Origin of the sequence: Streptomyces zaomyceticus (genome assembly GCF_014656215.1) — a bacterium.
Lineage (GTDB): Bacteria > Actinomycetota > Actinomycetes > Streptomycetales > Streptomycetaceae > Streptomyces > Streptomyces zaomyceticus.
Map to the genome: position 1 here is coordinate 1 of NZ_BNBZ01000036.1, position 22,944 is coordinate 22,944.

At 67.2% G+C, this 22,944-nt stretch carries 13 protein-coding genes and 1 pseudogene; 4 read left to right on the top strand and 10 right to left on the bottom strand.

The genetic code is table 11. The annotated features are described in order from the left end of the window. Positions 1 to 164: 164 nt before the first annotated feature. A complete protein-coding gene (locus IE311_RS31330) occupies positions 165 to 1,154 on the bottom strand; it encodes a zinc-binding dehydrogenase (RefSeq protein ID WP_229902283.1) in 990 nt (329 codons plus the stop codon). Beyond that, the gene (locus IE311_RS31335; RefSeq protein ID WP_189835241.1) at positions 1,151 to 1,657 is read right to left on the bottom strand and encodes a MarR family winged helix-turn-helix transcriptional regulator; all 507 of its coding nucleotides are present in this window, start codon (positions 1,655 to 1,657) and stop codon (positions 1,151 to 1,153) included. Before IE311_RS31335 ends, IE311_RS31330 begins: the two co-directional genes overlap by 4 nt. 106 nt (positions 1,658 to 1,763) lie before the next feature. On the opposite strand from IE311_RS31335, the gene IE311_RS31340 reads away from it, so the two are divergent. Continuing rightward, the gene (locus IE311_RS31340) at positions 1,764 to 1,919 is read left to right on the top strand and encodes a hypothetical protein (RefSeq protein ID WP_189835242.1); all 156 of its coding nucleotides are present in this window, start codon (positions 1,764 to 1,766) and stop codon (positions 1,917 to 1,919) included. 571 nt (positions 1,920 to 2,490) lie between these two features. Here IE311_RS31340 and IE311_RS31345 read toward each other — a convergent pair. Then, a complete protein-coding gene (locus tag IE311_RS31345) occupies positions 2,491 to 3,321 on the bottom strand; it encodes an esterase/lipase family protein (protein ID WP_189835243.1) in 831 nt (276 codons plus the stop codon). A 416-nt stretch (positions 3,322 to 3,737) separates the two neighbouring features. Next, complete coding sequence (locus tag IE311_RS31350; protein WP_189835244.1) at positions 3,738 to 5,438, bottom strand: class I adenylate-forming enzyme family protein; 1,701 nt, start codon at positions 5,436 to 5,438, stop codon at positions 3,738 to 3,740. 577 nt (positions 5,439 to 6,015) lie between these two features. Here IE311_RS31350 and IE311_RS31355 point away from each other — a divergent pair. The 3 genes from IE311_RS31355 to IE311_RS31365 all read left to right on the top strand — a co-directional run bounded on the left by IE311_RS31355 (position 6,016) and on the right by IE311_RS31365 (position 10,200). After that, complete coding sequence (locus IE311_RS31355) at positions 6,016 to 6,183, top strand: hypothetical protein (RefSeq protein ID WP_189835245.1); 168 nt, start codon at positions 6,016 to 6,018, stop codon at positions 6,181 to 6,183. Further along, positions 6,180 to 7,766, top strand: coding sequence for a sodium:solute symporter family transporter (locus IE311_RS31360; RefSeq protein WP_189835246.1), 1,587 nt, complete (start codon positions 6,180 to 6,182; stop codon positions 7,764 to 7,766). The genes IE311_RS31355 and IE311_RS31360 overlap by 4 nt, the downstream gene beginning before the upstream one ends. Before the next feature lie 511 nt (positions 7,767 to 8,277). Beyond that, the gene (locus IE311_RS31365) at positions 8,278 to 10,200 is read left to right on the top strand and encodes an ATP-binding SpoIIE family protein phosphatase (RefSeq protein WP_189835247.1); all 1,923 of its coding nucleotides are present in this window, start codon (positions 8,278 to 8,280) and stop codon (positions 10,198 to 10,200) included. A 1,121-nt stretch (positions 10,201 to 11,321) separates the two neighbouring features. Here the strand turns inward: IE311_RS31365 and IE311_RS31370 are convergent. From IE311_RS31370 to IE311_RS37145, 6 genes and pseudogenes are all read right to left on the bottom strand, one after another. Then, positions 11,322 to 14,867 (bottom strand): hypothetical protein, encoded by a 3,546-nt coding sequence (locus tag IE311_RS31370; protein ID WP_189835248.1) that lies wholly within the window; start codon positions 14,865 to 14,867, stop codon positions 11,322 to 11,324. 198 nt (positions 14,868 to 15,065) lie between these two features. Continuing rightward, positions 15,066 to 16,301, bottom strand: a complete 1,236-nt coding sequence (locus IE311_RS31375; protein ID WP_189835249.1) for a hypothetical protein — start codon at positions 16,299 to 16,301, stop codon at positions 15,066 to 15,068. A 339-nt stretch (positions 16,302 to 16,640) separates the two neighbouring features. Further along, positions 16,641 to 16,808 (bottom strand): annotated as a pseudogene (locus IE311_RS31380) (pirin family protein); the annotation flags it as partial. Between the two features lie 79 nt (positions 16,809 to 16,887). Next, positions 16,888 to 17,739 carry an IS5 family transposase gene (locus tag IE311_RS31385; protein WP_189835280.1) on the bottom strand — a complete coding sequence of 284 codons (852 nt, stop codon included), beginning with the start codon at positions 17,737 to 17,739 and terminating at the stop codon, positions 16,888 to 16,890. Between the two features lie 136 nt (positions 17,740 to 17,875). Then, complete coding sequence (locus IE311_RS31390) at positions 17,876 to 18,112, bottom strand: hypothetical protein (protein ID WP_189835250.1); 237 nt, start codon at positions 18,110 to 18,112, stop codon at positions 17,876 to 17,878. Between the two features lie 213 nt (positions 18,113 to 18,325). Continuing rightward, the gene (locus IE311_RS37145) at positions 18,326 to 22,660 is read right to left on the bottom strand and encodes a LamG domain-containing protein (RefSeq protein ID WP_189835251.1); all 4,335 of its coding nucleotides are present in this window, start codon (positions 22,658 to 22,660) and stop codon (positions 18,326 to 18,328) included. Positions 22,661 to 22,944: the final 284 nt, after the last annotated feature.

The following is a 22,944-nucleotide window of genomic DNA, read 5'->3' on the forward strand; positions in this document are numbered from 1 at the left end:
GTGCCGCCATCCGGCGGCACGGGCCCGCAGCCGCTCGGGCAGGATGCGCGCTCAGCGCTCGGCACCCTCGTCAGGCCGCAGCACCGAGATGTCGGGGCTGCCCTCGACTCTGACCGCCGACACGACATGGATGGGTCGGTTCGTCCCGGCGCCATCGCCGATCTTCACTCGGATCCACAGCGGACGACAAGCTTTCCGACGTGCCGGCCGTGCTCGAGATCGTCGTGAGCCTTCCGGATGTCGTCGAGTGCGTAGACGTGAAGTGGGCCGGAGGTGGTGACTCCGGCGGCGATGTCGTCGAGGTGGTGCTGGAGGACGTCGGCCGGCAGGTCGCCCGCTTCCCCCGAGTAGGCGGTCAAGCGGACGCCCCGCGGGAGGTAGTCGATCGGGTAGAAGTCGGGCACGGTCCACTGGTTGGACAGCATTCCCGTGAAACAGACCGTTCCGTGCACTGCGGTCGCCCTCAGGGTGTCGGGCAGGGTGGGCGTCCCTACCAGCTCAAGCGCGGCGTCGACGCCCCTGGGGAAGAGCTCACGGACCTGTGCGGCGATCCTGCTGTCGTCGACGAGCGGATGGTGCACCCCGTGCTCGGCGAGCACCTGGACGCGGTCGGGGTCACGCGTGGTGGACAGGACCGTCGCCCCGCGCTCGCGGGCGAGCGTGGCCGTGGTGAGGCCGAGTGCCGACGTTCCGCCCCGGATGAGCAGGGACTGTCCGGGGTCCAGGTCGAGGCCCACGCTGAGGGAGCCGTGGGCGGTCTGGAGGGTCTCCGGGACGGCGCCGATGACTTCCCAGGGCAGTTCGGAGCGGAAGAGGATCACCTGGGAAGCCGGTACGACGGTGTACTCCGCGTAGCCACCGTCGAAGGTGCGGCCCATACCGCCCATCATGGTCGCGACCTGCGTGCCCCTCGGGAGAAGGCCCCCGGGGTCGGCCTCGATCGTGCCGACGGCCTCGATGCCGAGGACGCGGGGGAAGGTAACGCCTTCGGCCAGGCCGAGGCGGGTGTGGAGTTCCGAGCGGTTCAGGCCGAAGGCTTCGACCTTGATCAGCACCCATCCCAAAGGGGGTTCGGGTACGGGCCGCTCCACCACCTGGAGGTGCTCGACGCCCCCAGGCCGGTCGAGAACGACGGCACGCATGGTTCTGGTCATGTCTTCGGCTCCTCGGATCGCTGCGGGTGGAAGTGGCGAAGTTCCTCGACGTCGGGCGCGAGGTCGGCGATGACGGCGCCGAAGACGGCGCCGAGGGCCCGGGCCTGGTCGGGATCGGCGTGCGCGGCGAAGTGCTCACGTACTCCCGCGATGTGGACGGGCCACGCCCGTTCCAGGGCGGCGAGACCGTCGTCGGTGATCACCGTGAACCACGAACGGCGGTCGGTGCTACTGCGCTCACGTACGACCCATCCGCGCCGCTCGAGGGCGTCGACCAGGCGGGTGAGCCCGCTCCGGCTATACACGACGGCCCGGGCGAGCTCGGCCATGGGCAGGCGACGGTCGGGGGCCTCCGACAGTTGCACGAGCACGTCGTAGGAGGTGAGTGACATCCCGGCTTCGTGCTGAAGGTCGGCGTCGAGTCGTGCCACGAGCAGCGCGTGCCCCTTGAGAAGAGCCCGCCATGCCTGCTCGCGTGTCGCGTCGAGATTCTTTTCGACCATGAGGGAATGATACGCCTCGCAATGATTGTTATTGCAACCATCGGCTCGACAATCGCCGCCCCGTCCCGCAAGAGGGGCAAGAGTCGACGGCGACACCGCCCATGCCGTGACGCGCTCCGCCGGCCACGTGACGGTCCACGCCGACGGGACGAGGAGTCCGGAGAAGAACCGAGAGCTGTTCGTCCTCGCCCGCACCTCCGACGGGTGGCGCATCGCGCGATACATGTTCAACAAGACCGCCCCGGCGCAGGCGGACCTCTGACCCCTGTACGACCCTCAGAGCACGACGGTGCGCTGAGGGTCGAAGTGCCGAACCAGCGTTGGCAGGCACGCGCGAGGGCGCTCTCCACGCTGCGGCCGGGCAGAATGTCCGTGTCGCGTCGACAGCGTTCGGCCCCCTCGCGTCCCAGGCCGTCGACAAGCTCGGCGAACGACGTGCCCTCCTGGGCGAGGCTCCACCGCAGGATCCCCGGGGTGGGTCGCGAGCTGGTCGGCGACCGGCTCGACGGTGAGGCCGCCGGTCGGTGTCAGTCAGCGTTGCGGGCACACGCCGCCCATAGGGGAACGCCGGAGCCAATACGCGTCAGATCCGGGGCCGGTTGGGCTTCCCCTGTGCCTACGGGCCGGGCCGGGCCCACCGTCGTGGCGGCTGCCCCCCGTCACCGTCTTCGGGAGCCATCCGCCTGCCTCCTCTTGCAGCTCGCCGGCATGCATCAGTGCAGTGCGCGCCGACGCGGGGGTCGCCTGGACACGATGCGCCGGCACGAGGCGGCGCCAGCACGAGCGGGGCCCGCGCCGCTCGGTGGCGCGGGCCGTTGACGGAGGGGGCGGGGTCAGGACAGGACGTAGGCCCGCAGGGAGGGTTCGGACCAGACCTTGGTGCGTTCAGGAGCTCCGCGTTCATGTTCGCGGCGGCGACTCCGGTCGCCGCGGTCGCCTCTGCGGGCGAGACGCCGGGGAGGTTGACGTCCAGGCACTTGCCGAGCGGCAGCCGGGCGGGGTCGGCCGCGTCGGAGCACGAGAGCGTGTCGACGACCAGCCGGTAGGCGACCGAGCCGTACAGGAAGCCGAATCGGGTCACGACACGGCCGGGGCAGGCGCTCTGCATCGAGGTGTTCCCGGCACCGCTCACGGACGCGGTCGTGACGGGCACGATGGATCCCACGCTGAACTGGTGCAACGCGGGAGCACAGGGGGGCGGCGCAGAAGAGGTTGCCGGCGCCGATACCGTGGCCGGGGTTTGCCAGGAAGACTGCGTCCTCGACCCTGCCCCGCAGGCTCGGCCACCACTTGAGCGCCCAGCGGATCTGCATGTTGCCCTGGCTGTGACCGATGACGTCGACCTTGCGGCTGGTGATCGCGTTGATCCTTTCGACGGCGTGGACAACGTACTCGGTGGACTCCTGGATGTCGCCCATCGATCTGTTCGTGAGGTCGACGCCGCAAACGTCGTAGCCCGCGTCGCGCAGGGCGGGGGCGTAGCCCCAGCTCTCGTCGGAGGTGGAGCTGGTGCCGTGGACCAGCAGCACCGGCTCGCGGTCGGGATGGGCGAAGGAGCTGGGGCAGTGCAGGGCCGCGTCGAGCGTGGCGACCGGAGTGTTCAGGCCGGGTTCGGCGGCCGCGGCAGCCGGCGAGGCGGGGCCGGGGAGGGCGAGGGCGAACACGCCCACCAGGACCGCGGCGAGGTCGTTCAGCCTCCGGTGTCGCGGGGTGTTCGAGGTCTGTTCAACGTGACTCCTGGATATGGGGACCGCATCCGGAAGATCGCCTGGCACATGCCTGAAGAGGTTTCCATCCAGTGCGAGGGGAGTGTCCGACGGCGAATCGGAGGATCATATTCCAGGCGTCGCCCCGGTCGGACAACACTTCACACACCGCCTGACCGGGTCCGGCCCGATTCATATGGGTGGTCACAATCGAAAGCTCAGCTTCCTGCCGCGGGACACAACGCGCGCCGTCCGGCCTGGTCAGCAGCCCGTCGCCCGCGACCTGGCCACGGAAGTTACGCGCATAGAACCAGCGGCCGACTACGCCTGCGGCCGGGAGGATCCCCCGCGCCGCAGGCGCACCACCCCCTACCTCATTCGCCGGCGGGGGCACCTTCAGTGAGGCGGTCGCGCAGCGCGGTCTTGAGGATCTTGCCGGTGGGGGTGAGCGGTAGGGAGTCGGTCACCCGCAGTTCACGGACCTTCTGGTACGGCGCAACGCGCTCCGCCACGTACCCCATCAATTCGACACCGAAGCCGTCGCCGGGTTCGACGCCGGAGCGCAGCACGACGAAGGCGGCCGGGACCTCGCCCGCGCTCTCGCTGGGGGCACCGACGACCGCGGCCTGGGCCACGGCCGGATGGCTGCAGAGGATCTCCTCCAGAGGCTGCGGATAGACGTTGTAGCCCTTGTAGATGATCATGTCCTTGGCGCGTCCGACGAGGAACAGATGGCCGTGTTCGTCGAGGCGCCCCATGTCGCCGGTGCGCAGCCAGCCGTCGGCGAACTGCTCCGCCGTCAGCTCGGGCTGCCCGTGATACCCGTCGGCGACCTGGGGGCCACTCGCCCACACCTCACCCGTCTCCCCCGCCGCCAGGACGGTCTTCGCGTCCGGCGAACGGATCTCGATGCGGGTATCGAATACGGCGATGCCGACGCTGCCCACCGGGGTGGCGACGGTCGGGTTCGGCGGGGCACCGGCGAGCCCCATGCTCGCCTCGGTGAGTCCGTACCCCTCGCATACCAGGGCGTTCGGGAAGACCTCGGCAAGGCGGCTCAGCGCCTTCGTGTCGATCGGCGCCGCTCCCGAGACGGCCATCAGCACCCGGGAGTAGTCGTGCTTGTCGAGGGCCGGACTCGCGAGCAGGGCGTAGTACATCGCGGGGGATCCCGTGATCGCGGTCACGCCGTAGCGCTCCACGTCAGCGAGGAAGGCATCCGGGTTGAAACCCGCAACCATGACGGTGGTCTGCCCCAGGACGAGGTTGACGCTCTGGGTGATCAGCCCCATTCCGTGGAAGAGTGGGGCGACGGCGATGGTGGCACCGTCACCCACCGGCAGGGCGTACGCGTTGAGAGCCTCGGGCATCGGCCGAAGGGACACGCCGCCTTCCTCGTCCTGCTCCGGCAGTGTCGCGGAGCGGAGACAGGCCGCCTGGAGAACGGCGGCCACGGCGTTGCGGTGCAGTACCCGCACAGCCTTGGAGCGGCCGGTGGTGCCGCCGGTCAGCTGGAAGTGTGCGACCTGCTCCGGGTCCGTCACGCCACCGGTCAGCGGTGCGGAGGCGAGCAGCTCCGCGAGGGGCACACCCCCCTGACCGAAGGCCGGCGGGGAGGCCGGTGCCGGCGCGGCGGCGGTACCGGGCACGTGCACCGTGAACTGTACGCCGGGGGCGTCGACGTCGACGAGCGCGGCGGCGCAGGCCGGGTGGGTGACGACCGCCCTGGCATCGACGTCCTGGAGCTGCTCGCTGAGCGCGCGGGTCGGCTGGGCGGGATTGACCGGGGCGACGGTCGCTCCGGCGCAGATCGCGCCGTAATACGCGACGACGTACCAGAGCGAGTTGGGCATATGCATGGCGACGACATCGCCCGTAGTGATTCCGAGCTCACGCAGTCCGTTCGCCACACGCAATGCTTGATCGTGCAGCTCCGTGAAGGTCAGTTTCTCCTCACCGTCACGGACGGCGGTCCGGTCGGAGAAGGACCGGGCGGCCCCGGCGAGGAGCTGGTCGATTCCGGCGTTGGGGTAGTCCAGGGACTGGGGCATGCTCTTCGGCCACGCTCTGCTCATGGGGAACTCCTGTGCTCCTGATGCCTGTCGAGATGGCCGTGGACCCCTGGGAATCGGCACGCGAGTGCAAGGGGCACAGCCGTTGGGGGAGGTGGATGGAATCGGCAACGGCTTCACCAAGTGGCGGTCAAGTTAATCTCTGATAACCATCGTGTCTAGGTGCTGGTGACATGGTCGAGACGGACTTCCCGGCAGGGAACGGCATGCTCACACCGGCGACGCCGACAAGGATGTGCCTGCTCACAAGGCGGCGGACCCCCTGTGGGACCGCGCACACAATGCACACGATCCGCGGGACTGCCCCCCTTCTCGATGGACGCGGCGCCCTCCCGCCGCGCATGCTGCGGCGGCTGGTGCGCGTGGTGTGCCCGCGCACCTCCTCCTCTGCCCCCTTGGAGTCACGTTGACGTATCCCGGCCGGCCGCGACCCGCTCCGATGTTTACTCCCACTCCAGCACCCCAGCCATCCGGCGCCCCTGCCGGAGATGCCACCGACGCCGGAGACCTTCTCGCGGCGATCACCACGGTCGGGGGCCGGTGGGCGGGCCGAGCGGTCGGTGGCTATGTCCTGCTGGCATTGGCAGCATCCGCCGCGCCGGAGGCCCTGGCCGAGCCGGTGGCCGGGCACCTCTCGCTCGCGCTGGTACTGCTGTGCCCCCAGGTGCTGCTGGTCGGCTGGGTGCTGACGGGACACAGGCGCGAGTCGGAACGCCTGGACATCAGGCACGACCGGAGGCTGTCGTGACAGCGGCGGCGTCCTTCGACGCCCCGGACTCGTTCTTCGCCGTTCTCACGGCGTTTCTCGGCCTGTGCGGCTGCTTGTGGGTCGTCAGCGGGGTCGGAGACGACGACGCCGCGATGTTCCCCTCACGGTCACGCGAGGAGCCGGCCTGGCGCAGCGGCCTCGTCATCAGCGGAGCCGCTCTCTCCGCCGTGACCCTCATGGCCCTTATCGGGCTCGTCGCGCTGACCGGCTACGACGGGATGATGCTCTCCCTCGGGGTCGTCATGGGCATCGTGCTGCTGGCGCTGCTGTTCGCGGAGCCCCTGCGCAGGGCCGGCGGGTACACCGTGGGCGACGCGCTCGCTCACCGCTTTCCCGAGCGGTCGGTCCGTCTGGCCCTGGGGGTGGTGACGCTCTGCGTCTGCATCCCCTACATGGTGCTGCAGCTCTCCGCCATCGGGTCGCTGTCGGCCTTTGTCCTCGGCCTGACCAGCAGCGGGGCGAAGACAGCGTGCATCCTCGTGATCGGTTGTCTCGTCGTGTCCCTCGCCGTCAGCGGCGGGGTGCGCGGCACCGGCCGTGTGCAGCTCGTCAAGGTGCTGGTCCTGCTCATGGTGATGGCGGCGGCGGCTGTTCTGGTGCTCGACCGCTTCGGCTGGAATCCCGAACGGCTGCTGGGCGCGGCTGCCGCGGGGAGCGGTCTGGGGAACGCCTTCCTGGGGCCGGGTGTCCAGTACGGCGACGGGCCGACGGCTGCGGCGAACCGCTTCGGCCAGCTCATCACCGTGGCACTGGCGGTGTGTTGCCTGCCGCACGTCACGATGCGGGTCCTCGGTGCGCCGGCCGGGCGGGCGACGCGCACAGCCATGCGCTGGGCCGTCGGGCAGCTGATCGCGATCTCGGCCCTGCTCCTGATCATCGGCCTCGGCGCCGCCGCGATCCTCGGCAGCCCGGCGCTGAGCAAGGTTGATCCCACAGGCAGTATTTCCCTGCTACTAGTCGCCCAGGTGCTCAATCCTGGCGGCCTTCTCGTCTCGGCCGTGTTCAGCGTGGTGTTCCTCACCGCGCTGACCACCGTCGCCGACGTCATGCTCGCCGCCGCGACGTCGGTGGCCCGTGACCTGTTGCCTCGCCGCCCGCGGCCAGGTACAGAAGGCGTCCCTCACCAGGACCGCCTCGCCCGCTGGGCGGCGGCGGTCGTGGGCGCTGTCACCGTCGCGGTGTCTCTGCCGGCCGCGGGCTGGAACCTGCTCGTGCTCTCGACCCTGGCCATGACGCTCGCCGCCTCCGCTCTCACGCCCGCGCTCGCGTACACCTTCCTGTGGCGCGGGTTCACTCGCCGAGGTCTCCTCTGGTGCGTCTATGGCGCGGGCGCACTCACCCTCGCCTTGCTGGCCGTCTCACCTCTCATCTCCGGCTCGCCCAGGGCCGCCTTCCCGGACCTGGACTTCCATATGATCGCCCTGGTGAACCCCGGGCTTGTCACCATTCCCGCCGGCTTCGCGCTCGGCTGGCTCGGCAGTATCCTCGACCGCAGGGCCACCACGGTTGCCCAGTACGAGAACCTCGCCACCGCCGTCACCTCCGACGACCCGCCCCGATGACATCGACGGATGGACTACATGGCGCGCGAGCGGAGCCCTTGACTGCGTACCGTGGGTGTAGCCGCCCATGCAGACAGGCAAGGAGATTCTCATGGCCGAGAAGCCCCGCATTCGTCGTGGTCAACGGATCCTCCTGTGACCGGTGGATCAAGCGCGACACCTTCCACAGGACCATCGAGCATGACGCCGGCCGCGCCTCGCCGGCGTCCCGTCCCACCGTTGTCACCGACCTGATCGCAGAAGCGGCCGCGGAGTTCGTCGGATAGCGGATCTCCCCTGCGGCACTGCAATCGGAGGTCCTTCCGGGGGCCGCCGGGCCCTATCAGGGAAAGGGTGTCATGGGGAGCTCTCAGTACGCGGACAGCTCGGCGGTCCACGGGCTTGACAAGGCAGTGCTGGATACCCTGTTCCCTGAGCTCCCCTTCGGCCTGCACGTTCTGGACCTGGACCTCCGGGTCGTACGGTTCAAACCCAGCACACGGTTCGCCCGGCGATTCCCTCTCGGAGAGAGATGACCGGACAACCGCTGGCCGAGGTACTGCGGCGCCTCCACATCCAGAATCCGGAGTCCGTCGAGTCGACCGCGCGACGTGTCCTGGAGACAGGGTTGCCGGTGCGTGACATCGAGCTACTGGTCCGAGACCCTCGGGACTCACGCTTCGACGCCGTGGTGTCCGTCTCCTGGTTCCGCCTGCACAACGAGAAGGGTGCCGTGCTGGGCCTGGCCGCGATGGCTCTCGACGTCACCCAACGTACCCGCGCCGAGTCGCGCCTCCGCCTGCTCGACGAGGCCGGTGCCCGTTTCGGAGCCACCCGGGATGTATTCAGCATCGGCCACGAACTCGCCGCCGTGGTCGTACCGGATCTCGCGGACATCGTCACCGTGGACGTCATCGACTCGGTGCTGCGCGGCGACGCGCCCAAACCTGGCGCAGCAGCGCGGAACCCGCCACTCAGGCGCGTAGGACGCGCCGACGCCGACGACCAGGAGCGATACGGGGCGATGGTGGGACAGATGAGCGACGTCTCCTTGAGTCCGTCGTACCAGCAGGCTCTCGCAGACCTGCGCCCGCGACTGATCACCAGCCTGAACGCCGACCACGAGCTGGCCGGCAGAGAGCCGGAGCTGCGGAAGCGGCTCATGTCGGCCGGGGTGCACTCCCTGATGATCGTTCCCCTCTCCGCCAGGGGCGTCGTGCTCGGAATCGCCTGCTTCTACCGTCTTCGCAGGACCACCACGTACGAGAAGGACGATCTCACGCTCGCCGTCCAACTGGCTGACCGTGCCGCGCTGTGTCTGGACAACGCTCGACTGCACACCAGAGAGACATCCGCCACCCGCATCTTGCAGCTGGGGCTGCGCCCGCCCGAAGTGCCCATGCAATCGGCTGTAGAGACGGCGCACAGCTACCTGCCGTCGGGCTCCGCCGGGGACTGGTTCGATGTCATCCCCCTGTCCGGCGCACGCGTCGCGCTCGTGGCGGGAGACACCGCCGGGCGCAGCTTTCATGCGGCAGCCGCAATGGGTGAGCTGCGCGCCGCCATCAGCGCCCTCTCGGATCTCGATCTGCCACCCGACGAGCTGCTCGAGCGTCTCCACGGCCTCGTCACTCGCCTCGGCGGCGAGATGCGCGGCTTCGCACAGGAGATTCCCGAGGACAGCCCCATGCGCGCCAGCTGCCTCATCGCAGTCTATGACCCGGTATCGGGACAGTGCGTCATGTCGAGCGCTGGCCACCCCCCGCCGGTGATCGCCTACCCCGACGGCACGATGGAAGTCGTCGACATCCCCAACGGGCCGCTCCTGGGCCGGGGCCTGGCCCGGTACAGCGCTGTGCGACAGAACCTTCCCGAGGGCAGTGTCCTCGTCCTTTACAACACGGCACTGCGCGACGCCAGCCCCCACAGCACCAGAGGCGAGCGGCTGGATCGCCTCCGCGACGAACTCCGGGCCGAAGGACGCGACCTGCAGGCCGCCTGCGATGCCATCCTCGGGGTTCTCACCGCCCAGCTGACGCAGCACGACGCGGTCCTCCTGCTCGCCCGCACCCGGCTGCTGGACTCCGAGCACGTAGCCTCCTGGACCCTGCGCAACCACCCGACCGCCGTCGCGGACGCGCGCGAACTCGTCTCCGCTCGACTGAATGCCTGGGGATTGGGTGAACTCGAGTTCACCACCCAACTCGTCGTCAGCGAACTGGTCACCAACGCGGTCCGCTACGCGACAGGGCCGATCGGACTGCGCCTGATCCGTGACCGAGCGCTCATCTGCGAGGTCACCGACGACAGCAGCACGGCGCCCCAACTCCGGCGCGCCGACGACACGGACGAGGGAGGGCGCGGACTCTACATCGCCTCACAGATCACCCAGCGATGGGGCTACAGGCCCGCTCTGCGGGGCAAGACGATCTGGACAGAGCAAGCTCTGCCATGACTCCTCTGACACGCGACGCTGTGCGCGGGTCCCCTTCGTCCGCGACCCCCTTCTGTGAGCACCGAGTCGTTGACGTCCACGGTTTCGAATGGCCCTACTCGACAATGGTGGTGAAGCCACGGTCTGGGACACTCCTCGGCGCCTCGCCTACCGCGACTTCCTCCTTGGCGAGGGTGAGCTGGAGCCAGGCGATGTACGCGGCGGCGTTGCCGGACCGCGAGGCTGACCAGTGAAGGAATTGCGACCGACAGGCTCCTCCTCAGGAGCCAGGCGCAAATTCCCTCGCTGTTCTGAAAACGGCCGAGGCGAGGAACCCCACTGCATCACGGAAGGCTCGGCATGACCCAGACGAGTCTGAGCACGGGGCGGCCGTCTGGGAGCCCCAGCAGCTCCCGCACTCCCGTCCTCCGCTGCGGCCCAACCGCATGACCACCATCACTGCAGCCACCTCACCCGAGAGCGTCAGCGCCAAAGAAACTCCGTGCTTCATCTGCACCCGAGCGAGCCGATGAAGGACGACAAAGGAGCCCCGCCGACTAACCAGCGAGGCACCTCCGGGAGCATGCTCATGAACCCACGACGCACGTTCGGACAACAACCAAGGACGAACCCGCCCTGGACGGCAAGGGCACGAACCGTTGGACACTGACCAAGGGCTCCCGCCGAGACAGACCGTTCAGACACGCACGACACAATCATGCTCCTCCCCTGACACTGTGCGTAGCCGCTTTTCCGAGCCGAGAACCAGCCTTGACCAGGGGCTGTGCTCCTGCCGAAGCAGCGCCAGCTGAGGAGAACCTGGGGAGAATCAAGCCGCCTTGGGGAGCGTCTGGGGAGAATCGGCCGCGTAACGCGGTGTCATCGTGAAAGCTCTGGAAAGGAGCAAAGTCGCAGGCCAGCGCCCCTTGGAGGTCTATCTGCGCAGGTCAGCGCCCCGAGGGCGAGGACTTCAAGAAGATCTCCTCACTCCCTGAGCATGAGGAACCGGGCAGCCACCGCTGCCCATGGCTCACCAACACCCCGCCCCGGCAGGCTCGACGAGCTGCACAGCCTCTCTGGTCTGCGCGTATGCCGTTCGATGATCGCCAGCGTGCGTCCTCAAGCCCTTGTGCCGGCCTCGCTCAGCGCCCCTGCACTCGTGCAGCGCGCTCTTTCCTTTCCGCCGTTCGCAGCAGCTCCTCTTGCTGAGCACGACCCGCTTCGGCGACGGCAGCGAGAGCCGGGACGCGAATGGAGAGGTCTGTGAAGTAGTCGATGAGATGTTGGTGTCTGGCCGAATCCTCTCCCCACCATGAATCGACCCACGCGACGTCGGCCGCGATGTGTGCGGCGGGTACGCCGTGGTCGAGGAGAAGTGGCCCGAGGCTTTCCAGTATTTCGTTCCGCTGGCCCACGAGGGCTTCGAGAAGCTTGTCGGGAGTGACTACGTCATCCCTGATGAGCTGCTCTGCCAGGTTGCGGTCGGCGCATACAAGCTGGACAAGTGGGCTGTGGCCGATGCGTGGAAGGTCAACACAGCGGACGGTAAGGCGATAGCGATGGCTTTGTGGAAGGCGGTCCAAGTGCAGCTCACACCCGTGGGGCTCGGGCGCGGTGAAATAGCCCTGCTCGGCCATTTCGTCGAGGCGCGCGGTGTACCACGCTTCCAGCAGATCGGGGTCGTGCTCGGCAAGGTGGGCAAGGAGTTGGCTGGCACGCCACTCGTCGTGCTGAGGTAGACCCTCGGGGCGGATGCGGCGTACGGCATCACACCAGGCAGCTCGCCATACGTCCGGTAGCGAAGGGCCGTAGGGTTGTCCGACGGCGAAGATGACCGCCGTGCTGCCGGCGACGACAGCGTCCGGGTGGCGCAGCAGACGGTGCAGTACCTCGTGCGGCTCGTCGCGGAGGAAGATCGAGTCAAGCAGCCAGGCGTCTTCGGCGCGCATCTTCGCGACCACGAGCTGGGCAGCAGTGTCGTCTGTACCTCGTCCGAGGACGGTGGAGATGACGCCGGTTCTGAAGCGGGGATCATCCAGCGCAGAGGTGAGGACCTCAGCAGACAACGTGTCGGGGGAAGTCGTGAGCCATCGGCTCAGTGCGGCTCGATGAATCGGCGGGCTGCCAGCTGCCGTTGCCGCTGCGTGCCAGGCGGCGGGGTCGATGAGGTGAGGCACCATCTGGTCGGCGACCCAGGTGCCGCCTCCGCGGTCTCCCGCGAGCTCGGATTGCTCGGCCAAGGCGATGAATCGCGCGACTCCGGCTGTCGGGCCGAGGGCAGCAATCCTTTGGGCGAGAGATTCCACTGTGCGGACGCTGCTTGGGGCGGTTTCGTCCTGGTGGCCCGTGGCGTCCCGACGACTCCAGCCGATGAAGGACTCCACATCTGGATCGATGTCCAGTGCCGGAAGGTTGCTTCCCTCGTCGCCGGTCCGCGCGTATGCGGCGTTGAGCATGCGTCGAGCACGGAGAGCGAGGCCGGGAGAGGCCTGGAGCAGATGATGCAGGGTAGCCAGCATGCGAGCCCCTCCCTTCGCTCCCTGGTTCTTCTGTTCCCTGCTCGGTTCGCTGTTGTGGGGACCGAATCCTGCACCGAGCCGTACCCATGAGCCGGCCAGGTCCAGCAGAGGAACAACCGCGGCGGGGGCGCTGTTCAGGCCGTCCTGTCGTTCGGTTTCCTCGATCACGGGCGCCACCTGGTCCCACAAGGAGATGAGACGGGCCAGGTTTTCGGCACTTTCCACGCCCCGGGCGAGTGTGACCGTGTTGGGACTACCGGGGTCAGTCCAAGTCCCAGACGTTTCGGCGGAGAAGATGCTTGCGAGCACCTCGGTGGCTACACCCCAGTCAGCTGGAGAGCGGTGAGTACGCAGCCACTCAAGGACGGGCCTCAACAGCAGCCCTCGAACCTCGAATACGGTTCCGAAGTCCGGGTCGATCGTTTTGGCCACGTCGTCGAGCACACGCAGTGGGTGCTGCGGGGTGGAGTGTCGCGGGCGCTCGTCGCCCACGGCAAGGTCGAGCAGAGCGGTTATGGCTTCAGGCAGAAGATACTGCGTCGCCGACTGTGCGAGCTGCCGAGCAGCTGCGTCAGCTTGTCGGTCCGTGATGGTGGCGTTCATTGGCTCGTCACGCGGGGCGGCGAGGATCGCACGAGCCTGGGTGACCGCGAACTGTGCAGCCTCTCGGTCCAGACGGGCGTATTCGGGCACCAACGAGAGGGTGCCGGTGTCCCATTCGGTCGTTGCGGGCAAGGCTCGCACCCAGTTCTCGACTGCCGTCCGAGCGTCCGAGGAGACTGAGACGCGGGCTGCGGATATGGCGGCGGAGACGAGGTCGCGGCTCCTGGTGGGGAAGGCGTCGCAGAGAGTGGACCACGGCCTGTTTGCCGGACGTGTGAAGAACCACCGGGCAATCAGTGGCGCGCGCAGGGCTGGTTGCAGCCGCCAGACGTCGTGCACCGTCTCCACGAGGCCGTGGCGCGCAAGGCGCTCCATCAGGCCGGACATTCTGGCCGGCGGCTCGCCGACGAGCGGCGCAAGCGCGTATAGCGTCTCGCTTGAAGCCCCTCCCAGGGCCGCTACACAGGCCAGAACGTCGACGGCTGTCTCGGTCTCGGTGATACGGCGGAGATGGCGCTCTACCCTGGCCAGGTGTGCTGCGCCGTTGGCTACCTGGCCTCCCTCACCCGTTGTGAACAGCTGGCACAAGGTGACGGCCCACCCCGGTCGTCCAGCCGCCTGGTCGAGAACTGCCGCCCGGGCCCGGTGCCCAGTGACGCCCAGAGAGGTGACCAGGGCGTTCATGTCGGATCGCTCCAACAGGTCGATGTCAAGGCGGACAGCGCCGGGCAGGGCCGCCGTCACCTCGTCTGCTCTGTCGGGCCAGGTGGTCGCGACGATGGCGAAAGCATGTTCCGCACTGTGGCGCGCCCGCCGCAGCACACGCATCTCGTTGATACGAGTGTGGGCATCGTCCACGACCACGGCGGCAGGGCAAGAAGTCAGTAGCTCGGCCAGGATGCGATCTGCTTGCGCCTGCTCCAGGTAGGCGACCTTGTCTGTGAGCTCAACGGTGAGCCGGGTTTTCCCCACACCGGGCACGCCGGCCAACACGACATCCCGGCCGCTGGTGACGGCCTCGTCGAGCTTGGCCAGATCCGCCTCTCGGCCAAGGAGATCGGTGTGCTCAGCGCCGTCTTCCGGCAGCTCCAGCGGCCGGTCAAGCAGGGCCTCTAGCTCTCCTCTGACGCCGAGGAGGTGGAACCTCCACATCGGCTCCTTGGACAAGCGCGAAGCGAACCAGTCCCGGGCATAGATGTGCGGCGCGGGGAGGCCACGATCTGCACACAACCGGTCCAAGGAGGCGCGCCTGGTAGCGTCGACAGGCTGTGAGCAGGCCATCACAATCAGATCGGCTTGCACGCCCTCTTCACTCATACGACGAAGGCCCGTGCGCAGGTTCGCCACAGGATCACCCGTAGTCACGAGCAGGCGCCCACGGGCGTCCGCGTCTTGGGGTCCCCATGGGAAGTAGATGTCGGCGTCGCGACCGAAGTCATGCCCACCCTCGACCGCGGACAGGCCCGGATACTGTGATTGCAGGAGCGCGCAGGCGCAACGCTCGAACTCCGTTGGATGGATGGCTTGTTCATCCATCGCCCGGCGCACGCGTGCAATGAGATCCATGATTATTCATGCTACGCGCACTGGCGTCCGTACACCCCATCCGGCGGTGGCCCCATGCCTGAAGGAAGATCGCTCCAGGCATGCACGGCAACGGCCCAGGCAAGCACACGCCGAGGCGAGACCTTTCCACGCGGTCTGACGGCTGCAACGCCACTTGCAAGGCACACCGGCTCTGGTCGCGGACGCAGGCAGGACGCCTTACGCCGACGACCTGGCATCGCCAGCTCCTGGACGGGTTCCAAGCGCCGTTTCCACAGCAGATACCGCTTCGGCCAGGCTCCGAAAGACCTGAGTGCTTCGCCCGAGCCGTCTCGCCCCCCGCGCCAGTGGCTCACGCATCTGCCGCTCACAGACGACGAAGTCGGCGTAGCCGGCCGCGCACGAGAGATAGACCATGTCGATCACGTCATTTGGCATCCATCTGGTGCCACGGTTGAGGTGACGTTCATGGAGCATCTCCCGGAAGAGACCCAGAGCCGGAAGAGAGCTCATCTTCTGGACGGGCTGAGAGCCGGTGCCCCATTCCTTCAGCTGCTCCGGCGTCATTCCTGCGGCAAAGGATTCCTCGGCCACCTTGTTCCGCAGGTCGCTGAGGAGCCAGGCGTCGATCGCCTTGCGCTTCTGCTGAGCATCGCCGCTTTGGGTGTCCAGCCAGTCACTGAATTTCTGGTTAGCCTCCGTCCAGCCAAGCTCAGGACCCCGCTCCCCACCTTCCGAGTCCAGCATGGTGTCGATCAAACTCACGGCAGAAACAAGCGCCTCGTGCTGGAACGCTGCCCTCGGTGGAAAATCCGCCGGCGCCAAGGCAGGAACGAAGCCTCTCGCGGTGGAATGAAGCGAGTTCGGTTCCAACGTCACGACCGGCGCCGTCACCTCAGACTGCCCGATCTGCGCACGGAACATCAGACGGAGTTCATCCCTCCACACCTGCAGCGGATCCCGCAACTGCCATCCCCTGCTGGCCTGAAGAATGGACAGACCTAGACGGTAGCGCCCCTCCGCGTTCGACCACTTGGTCGTCTCGTAGTAGTGCCCCGACGAAGCAGGAAGGATGATCTTGCGCTCCGCTGACCACTGTGCAAGCTGAAGAGCCGCGACTCGATCATCCGCCGTCCCGCTCCGCTGCCCTCTCATCGCGTCGCTCACGAGGCGCCATTTGTTCTGATCCAGATAGACGACGAGCCGTCCGGCCAACTGGTCGGCTCGGTCAGGCCGGGGGAGCTCGAACACGATGCTGTCGCCCTCGAGAGTCTCCACAACCAAGCCTTCGAAGGTCGGCGGGTAGGAGATCCGAGACAGCAGACTTGTCGGTTCGAACAAGGGGCCAGGCAGCGGCAGCCGCGCCTCTTTGCCGTCGGACCTGACCAATAGGAGGGCGTCCGAACCACGATCGGCTGTGATCATCACGATGGGCAACTCGCCTGGGCTCTCCATCCGCTCATGATGCACAAGCAGTGGCGCTGAGGACACGGCGGTCCGATGATCGGCGCTGTCTCGGGGTGCAGGCTGGGCATGCAAGATCGCTGCGCGACCACCAGGTGAGGAAGCCACTGCCCCCGGCAACACACCTGATGACCCGTCAGTAGAGTCAGCAAAAGGTCAGCATTCAGCTGACCAGACCTGCTCCCACACGAGCACACCATAGAAGCGCGCCGCGCTGGCTGCGCCACCGAGAGAAGGTGCGAAACCATCCCTCCCGGTGGCACGCCGAAAGTCGGAGGCACGGCCGAACGAGCCTGCTGCGAACATCGGCCGCGAGGAGAAAACCCCAGGTCAGCGCATCCGCCCCCGCGCCTTCAGCTGGGTCGCCGGGACCTCCGGCGCGTCCAGTCGGCCCCCGTCGTACCCCTTCACCTCGCCGAAGCGGTCGCCTGTCATCCAGGCCTCTCTCGCCTCGCGGATCTCCTCGTCCGTGCGGCCGACGAAGTTCCACCACAACACGGTCCTCTACCCGACGGACCCAGCACCGGCTGCTCCACAAGGGCTCCGCGACGACGCTAAGAGGGCATCTGATCAGCTTTCAAGCTGGTGTAAGTGGAATGTCCTTTTCAATTCGCCAGGTTGGTGTGGATTCTCCGGTGAGTTCGCGGCTCATTTTGTTAGCCATCGCCCAGTGGATCATCGTTCGGGATCTTTGAGGCAGGGCCTCGTAGTCGCGTGCGAGGCGGCGGTGCTGCATCAGCCAGCCGAAGGTCCGCTCGATCACCCACCGCTTGGGCAGCGGCTGGAAGCCCTTCTCTTTCGGCCGCTGCACCACCTCCACATCGATCCCAAGGCCGGCGCCGTGCTGGATGACGCTGGTCTGATAGCCGCCGTCGGCCCACACCTTGGTCACACCCGGATGGGCCGCGGCCAGCTCGGACAGTGCTTGCTTGCCGCCGGCGGAGTCATGGACGGAGGCGGCGGTGACCAGGACGGTGAGGACCAGGCCGAGGGTGTCGGTGATCAGGTGGCGTTTGCGTCCTTTGATCTTCTTTCCGGCGTCGATGCCCTGGCTGGTCTCGGCGACATTGCCCGAGGTCTTCACGCTCTGCGCGTCCACTACGGCCGCGGACGGTTCCGCCGTTCGGGCGTTCGCCCGGCGGGTCCTGTCCCGCAGCAGATCGTGGACCTGCTCGGTGGTTCCGTCCGCTTCCCACTTGGCGTAGTAGTCGTAGACGGTCTTGAACGGCGGGAAGTCGTGCGGCAGGTACTCCCACGGGATCCCGGTGCGGTTGACGTAGAGGATCGCGTTCACGATCTCTCTCAGGTCATGCACCCGCGCTGCCGTTCCGGGCCCTGACCGGGCGGCCCGCCAGGCGACAAAGACGGGCTCAATCAGAGCCCAGCGGGCATCGGAGACGTCACTGCGATACGCACGTCGAGGTGTCACGTGCCGGACAACGAGCACTACGACATGCAGTCACAAGAATATCCCAAAACACCAACTACCTAGATCAGATGCCCTCTGAGAGCCTGACCCCACATCCTGTCCTCGGTGAACTCCCAGAGGTATTCAGGCTGGTAGTTCAGCCGCGGGGTTTCGTGCCGCTGCGCTCTGCCGCCCTGCGCTCCTGGAGTCGAGCGGCGCGCTCGGGGTTGGAGTTGTACAAGAAGCCGGCAGTGCCCAGCGCGAACATGGGAACCGCAAAGTAGACGGGGAATGTCCACTCCCCCGTCTTGGCCTTGTGGAGCACAGCGAGCACGACGGTGCCGAGGACCAGGGGGGCGTAGAACCGCAGCGCCAGCGTGAGTTTCGGGGGCATGGGGCGGCACTCTACGGATCATGCGGCGCCGTGGGAAGCTGAGGGAGGAAGGGATGCTGGCCCACTTCGCAGCAGCGGTCCGCTGTGATCCTTTTCGCCTCTTTCTTGGCAGCGTGTGACCGGGTGACGGGCTCAGTGGCCCCTCCCGTTGGAGGGGACTGCTGCTGAAGGCAGGGGGTGGCAGCACAGTCGCGTGCCGCCCCCTGCCTCCTGTCAGGCCATCTGGTTGATTCCTGGCAGCTCGGCTGTGGCTGCGGCGTTCGCCGGGGGCAGTGCGGTCGGGTAGACGCGTATGTCGCCTACTGCACCGTTGGCGTATTCGCCGTAGACGCCGTTGTAGACTTTGCGGCCGATCTGCACTGCACTGTCTGCGTTCCACTCGGCGCCCGCGTATGCGTGTGTCCCTGCGAGGTGACCGTCGACGTACACCGACATCTGGTTCGTCGTGGCGTCGTATACGCCCACCAGGTGGGTCCAGCGACCACCCACGACCGGTGTCCCGAGCGCGTAGGCGGCGGAGAAGGACGCCGTTGCGGTGCCGTCGGTGTGGCGTCCGAAAGCCCATGCCTTGGCGCCAGAGGAGTAGTAGAGCTGGAATCCGCTCACGGCCCCTGCTGAGCCTGACTGGGATACGAAGGTGGAGTTGCTGGTCAGTGATCCGAGTTTGACCCAGGCTGAGATGGTGAAGCTGCCTGAAGTGTTCACCGCGGGGCCGGTGGTGGCCGCATAGCCGGTGGTACCGGTGAGCTGGAGCGCCTTTCCGCGTGTGGCGTCATTTGTCCATGTGTATGCGCCTGCAAGAGTGGCAGGCAGGTTGCCGGGGTCATCGGCTGCAGTGGTACCGGCGCCTTCCTGGAGGCGCCATCCGTGGGTGGCGGTGTTAGCCACCGCGCCGAGTGAGGTGGGTGCGGTGAATGCGGCGACCGTGCCTTGAGGTACAGCGCCGGTGTATTCCACAAGCTGGCCGGAGGTGTCGACGGCGTAGAGCTCAGGGTGGCCGTCGGGGCCGCCGGCTGTGCTGTTGAGGTCGCCCGGGGACATGACCGCGGGGTATTTGGCCTGTGGAAGGACGGGGGCGAGGGGGGTTGCCGGGTGGGCTTGCCATCCGGTTACAGCTGCGGTGGTCCAGTTCTGGGTCGCTGATCCGTTGCAGGTGTAGATCTGGATTTGTGTTCCTGCGGTGGTGCTGCCGGCCGGGTCGTCCAGACATTTGCCGGAGTTCGGGTTGACCAGGCTGCCGGAGGCGCCGACGGTCCACTGCTGGGAGCCGAGCCCGTGGCAGGTCCAGATCTGAACCTTGGTGCCGTTTGCCGAGCCGCCGTCGTAGACGTCGAGGCATCCGCCGCCCCGTGCGTGGATCGTGCCGTCTGACATCAGTGTCCACTGCTGCGAGCCGAGGCCGTGGCAGCCGAATATCTGGACCTTGGTTCCGTTTGTCGAGCCGCCGCCGTAGGCGTCAAGGCAGAGTTTACCTCCCCCCGGCACGGTGATGACAGAGGTGAAGGTGGTGCGTACCGGTGCGTGGAGGAGGGTGGGGATGAGGGTGTTGGGGTCGATGGCGATCGGGAAGGTGTGCATGGTGCCGCTGGTGTCATCGCGGGCCCACAGGACGGGGGATCCGCCGGTAATGGCGCCCTTGCCGTCGGTGCCTGTGGTGAGGACGCCGCCGACCGTACCTGGTCCGAGCAGCGTGTAGCCGGACCAGTCGCCGTCACCGAGTAGCAGGGGGTTTTTGAAGTGTCCCCCGCCGTCGGTTTGGTAGATCCACAGCTGCTTGTCCTCGACAGTGATCACTGCCGGGAAGTTGGTGGTGTTGCCGTACAGATTGCCCGGGGTGACGAGTTGCTCGATGTTCCAGGTGCTGGCGTTGTAGCCGGCGGTTCGGCAGCGTGTGCTGTCCTCGACCCACTCGGCACTTTCGCAGGGTTCCTTGGATATGACGCTGGATCGCTTACCCATGAAGCCGCCGTAAGTGGAGTACGGCGTGCTGGGCCAGCCGCTGTCGGCAGCCGGGTCGAGGTCGTTTCTGACGGTGTAGAGCTGGTGGGTTTGCTTGTTGAAGGCGAACAGATCGTCGACGTCGGCGCCGTGGAGGTTGCCGCGGTGGGCGATGAGGTAGTTGTTCCACCCTGTGCCGTCTGGGGACTTGGCGGGGGTGGAGACAGTTGCGGGCCCGCCGGCCGGGGTGGTGGGGTCGGTGAGCGGTTCGGTCTTGGCGGGGGTGACTGCTTGAGCGGAATCGGTGTTGCCGGGCAGCAGTACGAGGTCGCCGGTGCGGGTGGTGGCGAGGAGGTCGGGTATGCCATCGCCGCCTACGTCGCCGGGTGCGATCTTGGTGTCGGGGTTCCAGGGGACGGTGTAGGTGTAGCTGGTGGGGGCTTGGGAGAGGTTGCCCGCGTTGTCGACGGCGGCTACGTAGAGGGTGTGCACTCCCCAGGCGGTGAGGGGGATGGTGATCTTGGCTGTTGAGGTTCCCGATCCGTCGGTGCTGCTGACTGGCACGTCTGTGCCTGTCTGGGGGGTCGGCTGGCTGTCGAGCCGCCAGGTGAAGTGGTCGATGCCGCTGCTGAGGCAGGGTCCGGGGGTGCAGGTCGCGGCAGGTGCCTGATCTGCTGCGGAGACACTGAACTGGGTGGTGCGGCCGGGCCCGGCGTAGACGAGTGGGTTTCCGGGTCCGTTGCCGACGGGTGGGAATGAGGCGTTGGCGGCAACATCCGGGGTTCGTGGGGGGCTGAAGTCCGTGCGGAACCAGCAATGGGAGGAGACGGGTGAGGTGAGGTGAGCTGCCGAGTTGGTCTTGGCGTAGACGTCCCAGCCGTACTCGTGGCCGTCCTTAAGGGTGACGCCTATGGGGACGTCTGCGTCGGTGCCGGAAGCGAGGTAGGGGCTGGTGGGTGATGAGACGACGGCGAAGTTTCCGTTGGTGAGGACGGTGCGGTCCCACACCGCGTAGTTGGCGTTGGCCAGTTCACCGACGAGGTTCGTCGTCATCGTGGCGTGCAGTTGGAGGTTGCTTCCTGCTGCCGAATAAGTCGTGGCGCCGATCCAGCCAACCGTGCTGGTGACGCAGGGGCCGGAAGCACCTGCAGCGGAGGGGGTCGTGTACAGGTTGCTCGGCTTGTTTGGCGGGATGTCGAAGGTCGTGATCAGCGTGATCACTGTGGACAGCCGCAGGTAGTTGTCGTTGCTGCTGGAGAGGGACTCGTCGCCGAAGAGGCCGACAGTCCACCAGTCCGTGCCAGAGTCGGCGATTTTCTGTGCCTGAGTGGTCACTGTGAAGCTGGCGGTGTGGTTGCTGCAGCTGCTGCCGGAGTTGGCGGCGCTGGGGATGGTGGTGCTGACGGCGGCGTAGGTGCCGTCGAGGGTGGCGGGCTTGCTGTTCCAGTCGGTGGATGCGCTGATGGCGCCGGTCGTGTGCAGCGTGATGGGCTGGTTCTTGGTGCAGTCCCAGCTGGCGGCATAGGTCGAGGGTATGGAGATGATCGCCTTAGAGACGACCATCTCAGGGGCGAGGCCGCTGGTGTTGATGGCGTAGTAGGAGCGTTCCAGTCCTGTGCCGCAGGCACCGCCCCAGCGCTGGTAGCCGACGCCTTCCCCGTTGGACTGCGGTTTGTCGTACTGGGGGCTGTCGGCGCATTGGGAGCTGGAATACACCTCGGTGTAGTGGCCGGATTTGCTGGAGACCGGGTTTGTGTAGGGGTCGATGTAGATCGGGTAGACGGTGTCCGGGTCGGCGAGGACGGCCGGGTCGGGGCGCAGGGTGACGGTGGACGGCGTGGCCGTCATGGGTACCGGGTCGACCAGGGCTCCCGTGCCTGGGCCGTCTACCGAGGAGGCACCAGGGGGATCCGCGGAGGGAGTATCGGAGTCGGTCGCGAGTCTCTGGTCGGGGGACGCTTCGGTCTGCCGCATCAGTGCTGCGGCCATGGTAGGGACGGCCAGTGCCTGAGCGGGCTGAGCGGAGTCCCACAGGATCGGACGAGGCGAGATGTAGTTCAGGGTCCCGCCGGCGGTCTTGGCCTCCATGCCCCCTGAGTCGGTCGGTCCAACCGCGAGGCCCTGGGTGGTGACGCCGAGGCTCAGTTCCTTGATCCGCGGGTCGGAGGCTGCGGCCGCGTCGTGGACGATCAGTACGTCGCTGAAGCCTCCTTGGTCGGTGACGGAGACGGAGAGGTCGACGCCGGGCAGGACGGAGCGGTAGAGCGCGGTGTCTCCGGACACGGTCGGAGTCGGCAGGGGGAACGGCATGGTCAGGGCGAGTGTGGTGCCGTCGTCGTGGTGGAGACGGACTACCGGCCCGGTGCCTCCGCCGGACAGGGACACGCCGTGCGGGGTGGCCGTGGGCGACCAGCTGCCGTCTGCGTTGGAGTGCAGGGTGGCGTCGACCGGTACCCAGTTGCCGTCCTTGCGGACGCGGACGGGCATGAGGGTGGTGGTGCTGGTGAAGGAGCCGTCGGCGTTGGCAACGATCTGGGTTGTCTCTGTGGTGAGCGCGTCGATGGGTACTTCTTGGCCCTTGGTGATGGCCTCTTGTTGGGCGCTGAGCATGCTGTTCGCGGCCGCGGGTAGGGGTTCCTGGGCCCATGCGGGTACAGGTGCGGCAAGTGCGGCAATGATCGCGGATGACAACAGTTTGTGAAGCGGTCTCCGGCGGATCCGCCTGTTCGCATGACGGACAGGTTGGTAATGCATGGGTCAAGTTCCTCGCAAGAATGAGTGATCGGAAGAATGGATTCCCCCATGGGCGGCCGATGCGAGATGCAGGACCGCGTCATGAAGGGATGACGTTTTGGGCGTGTGACGCGCTGTTCGTCCCCTACAAAGCGGGGCAC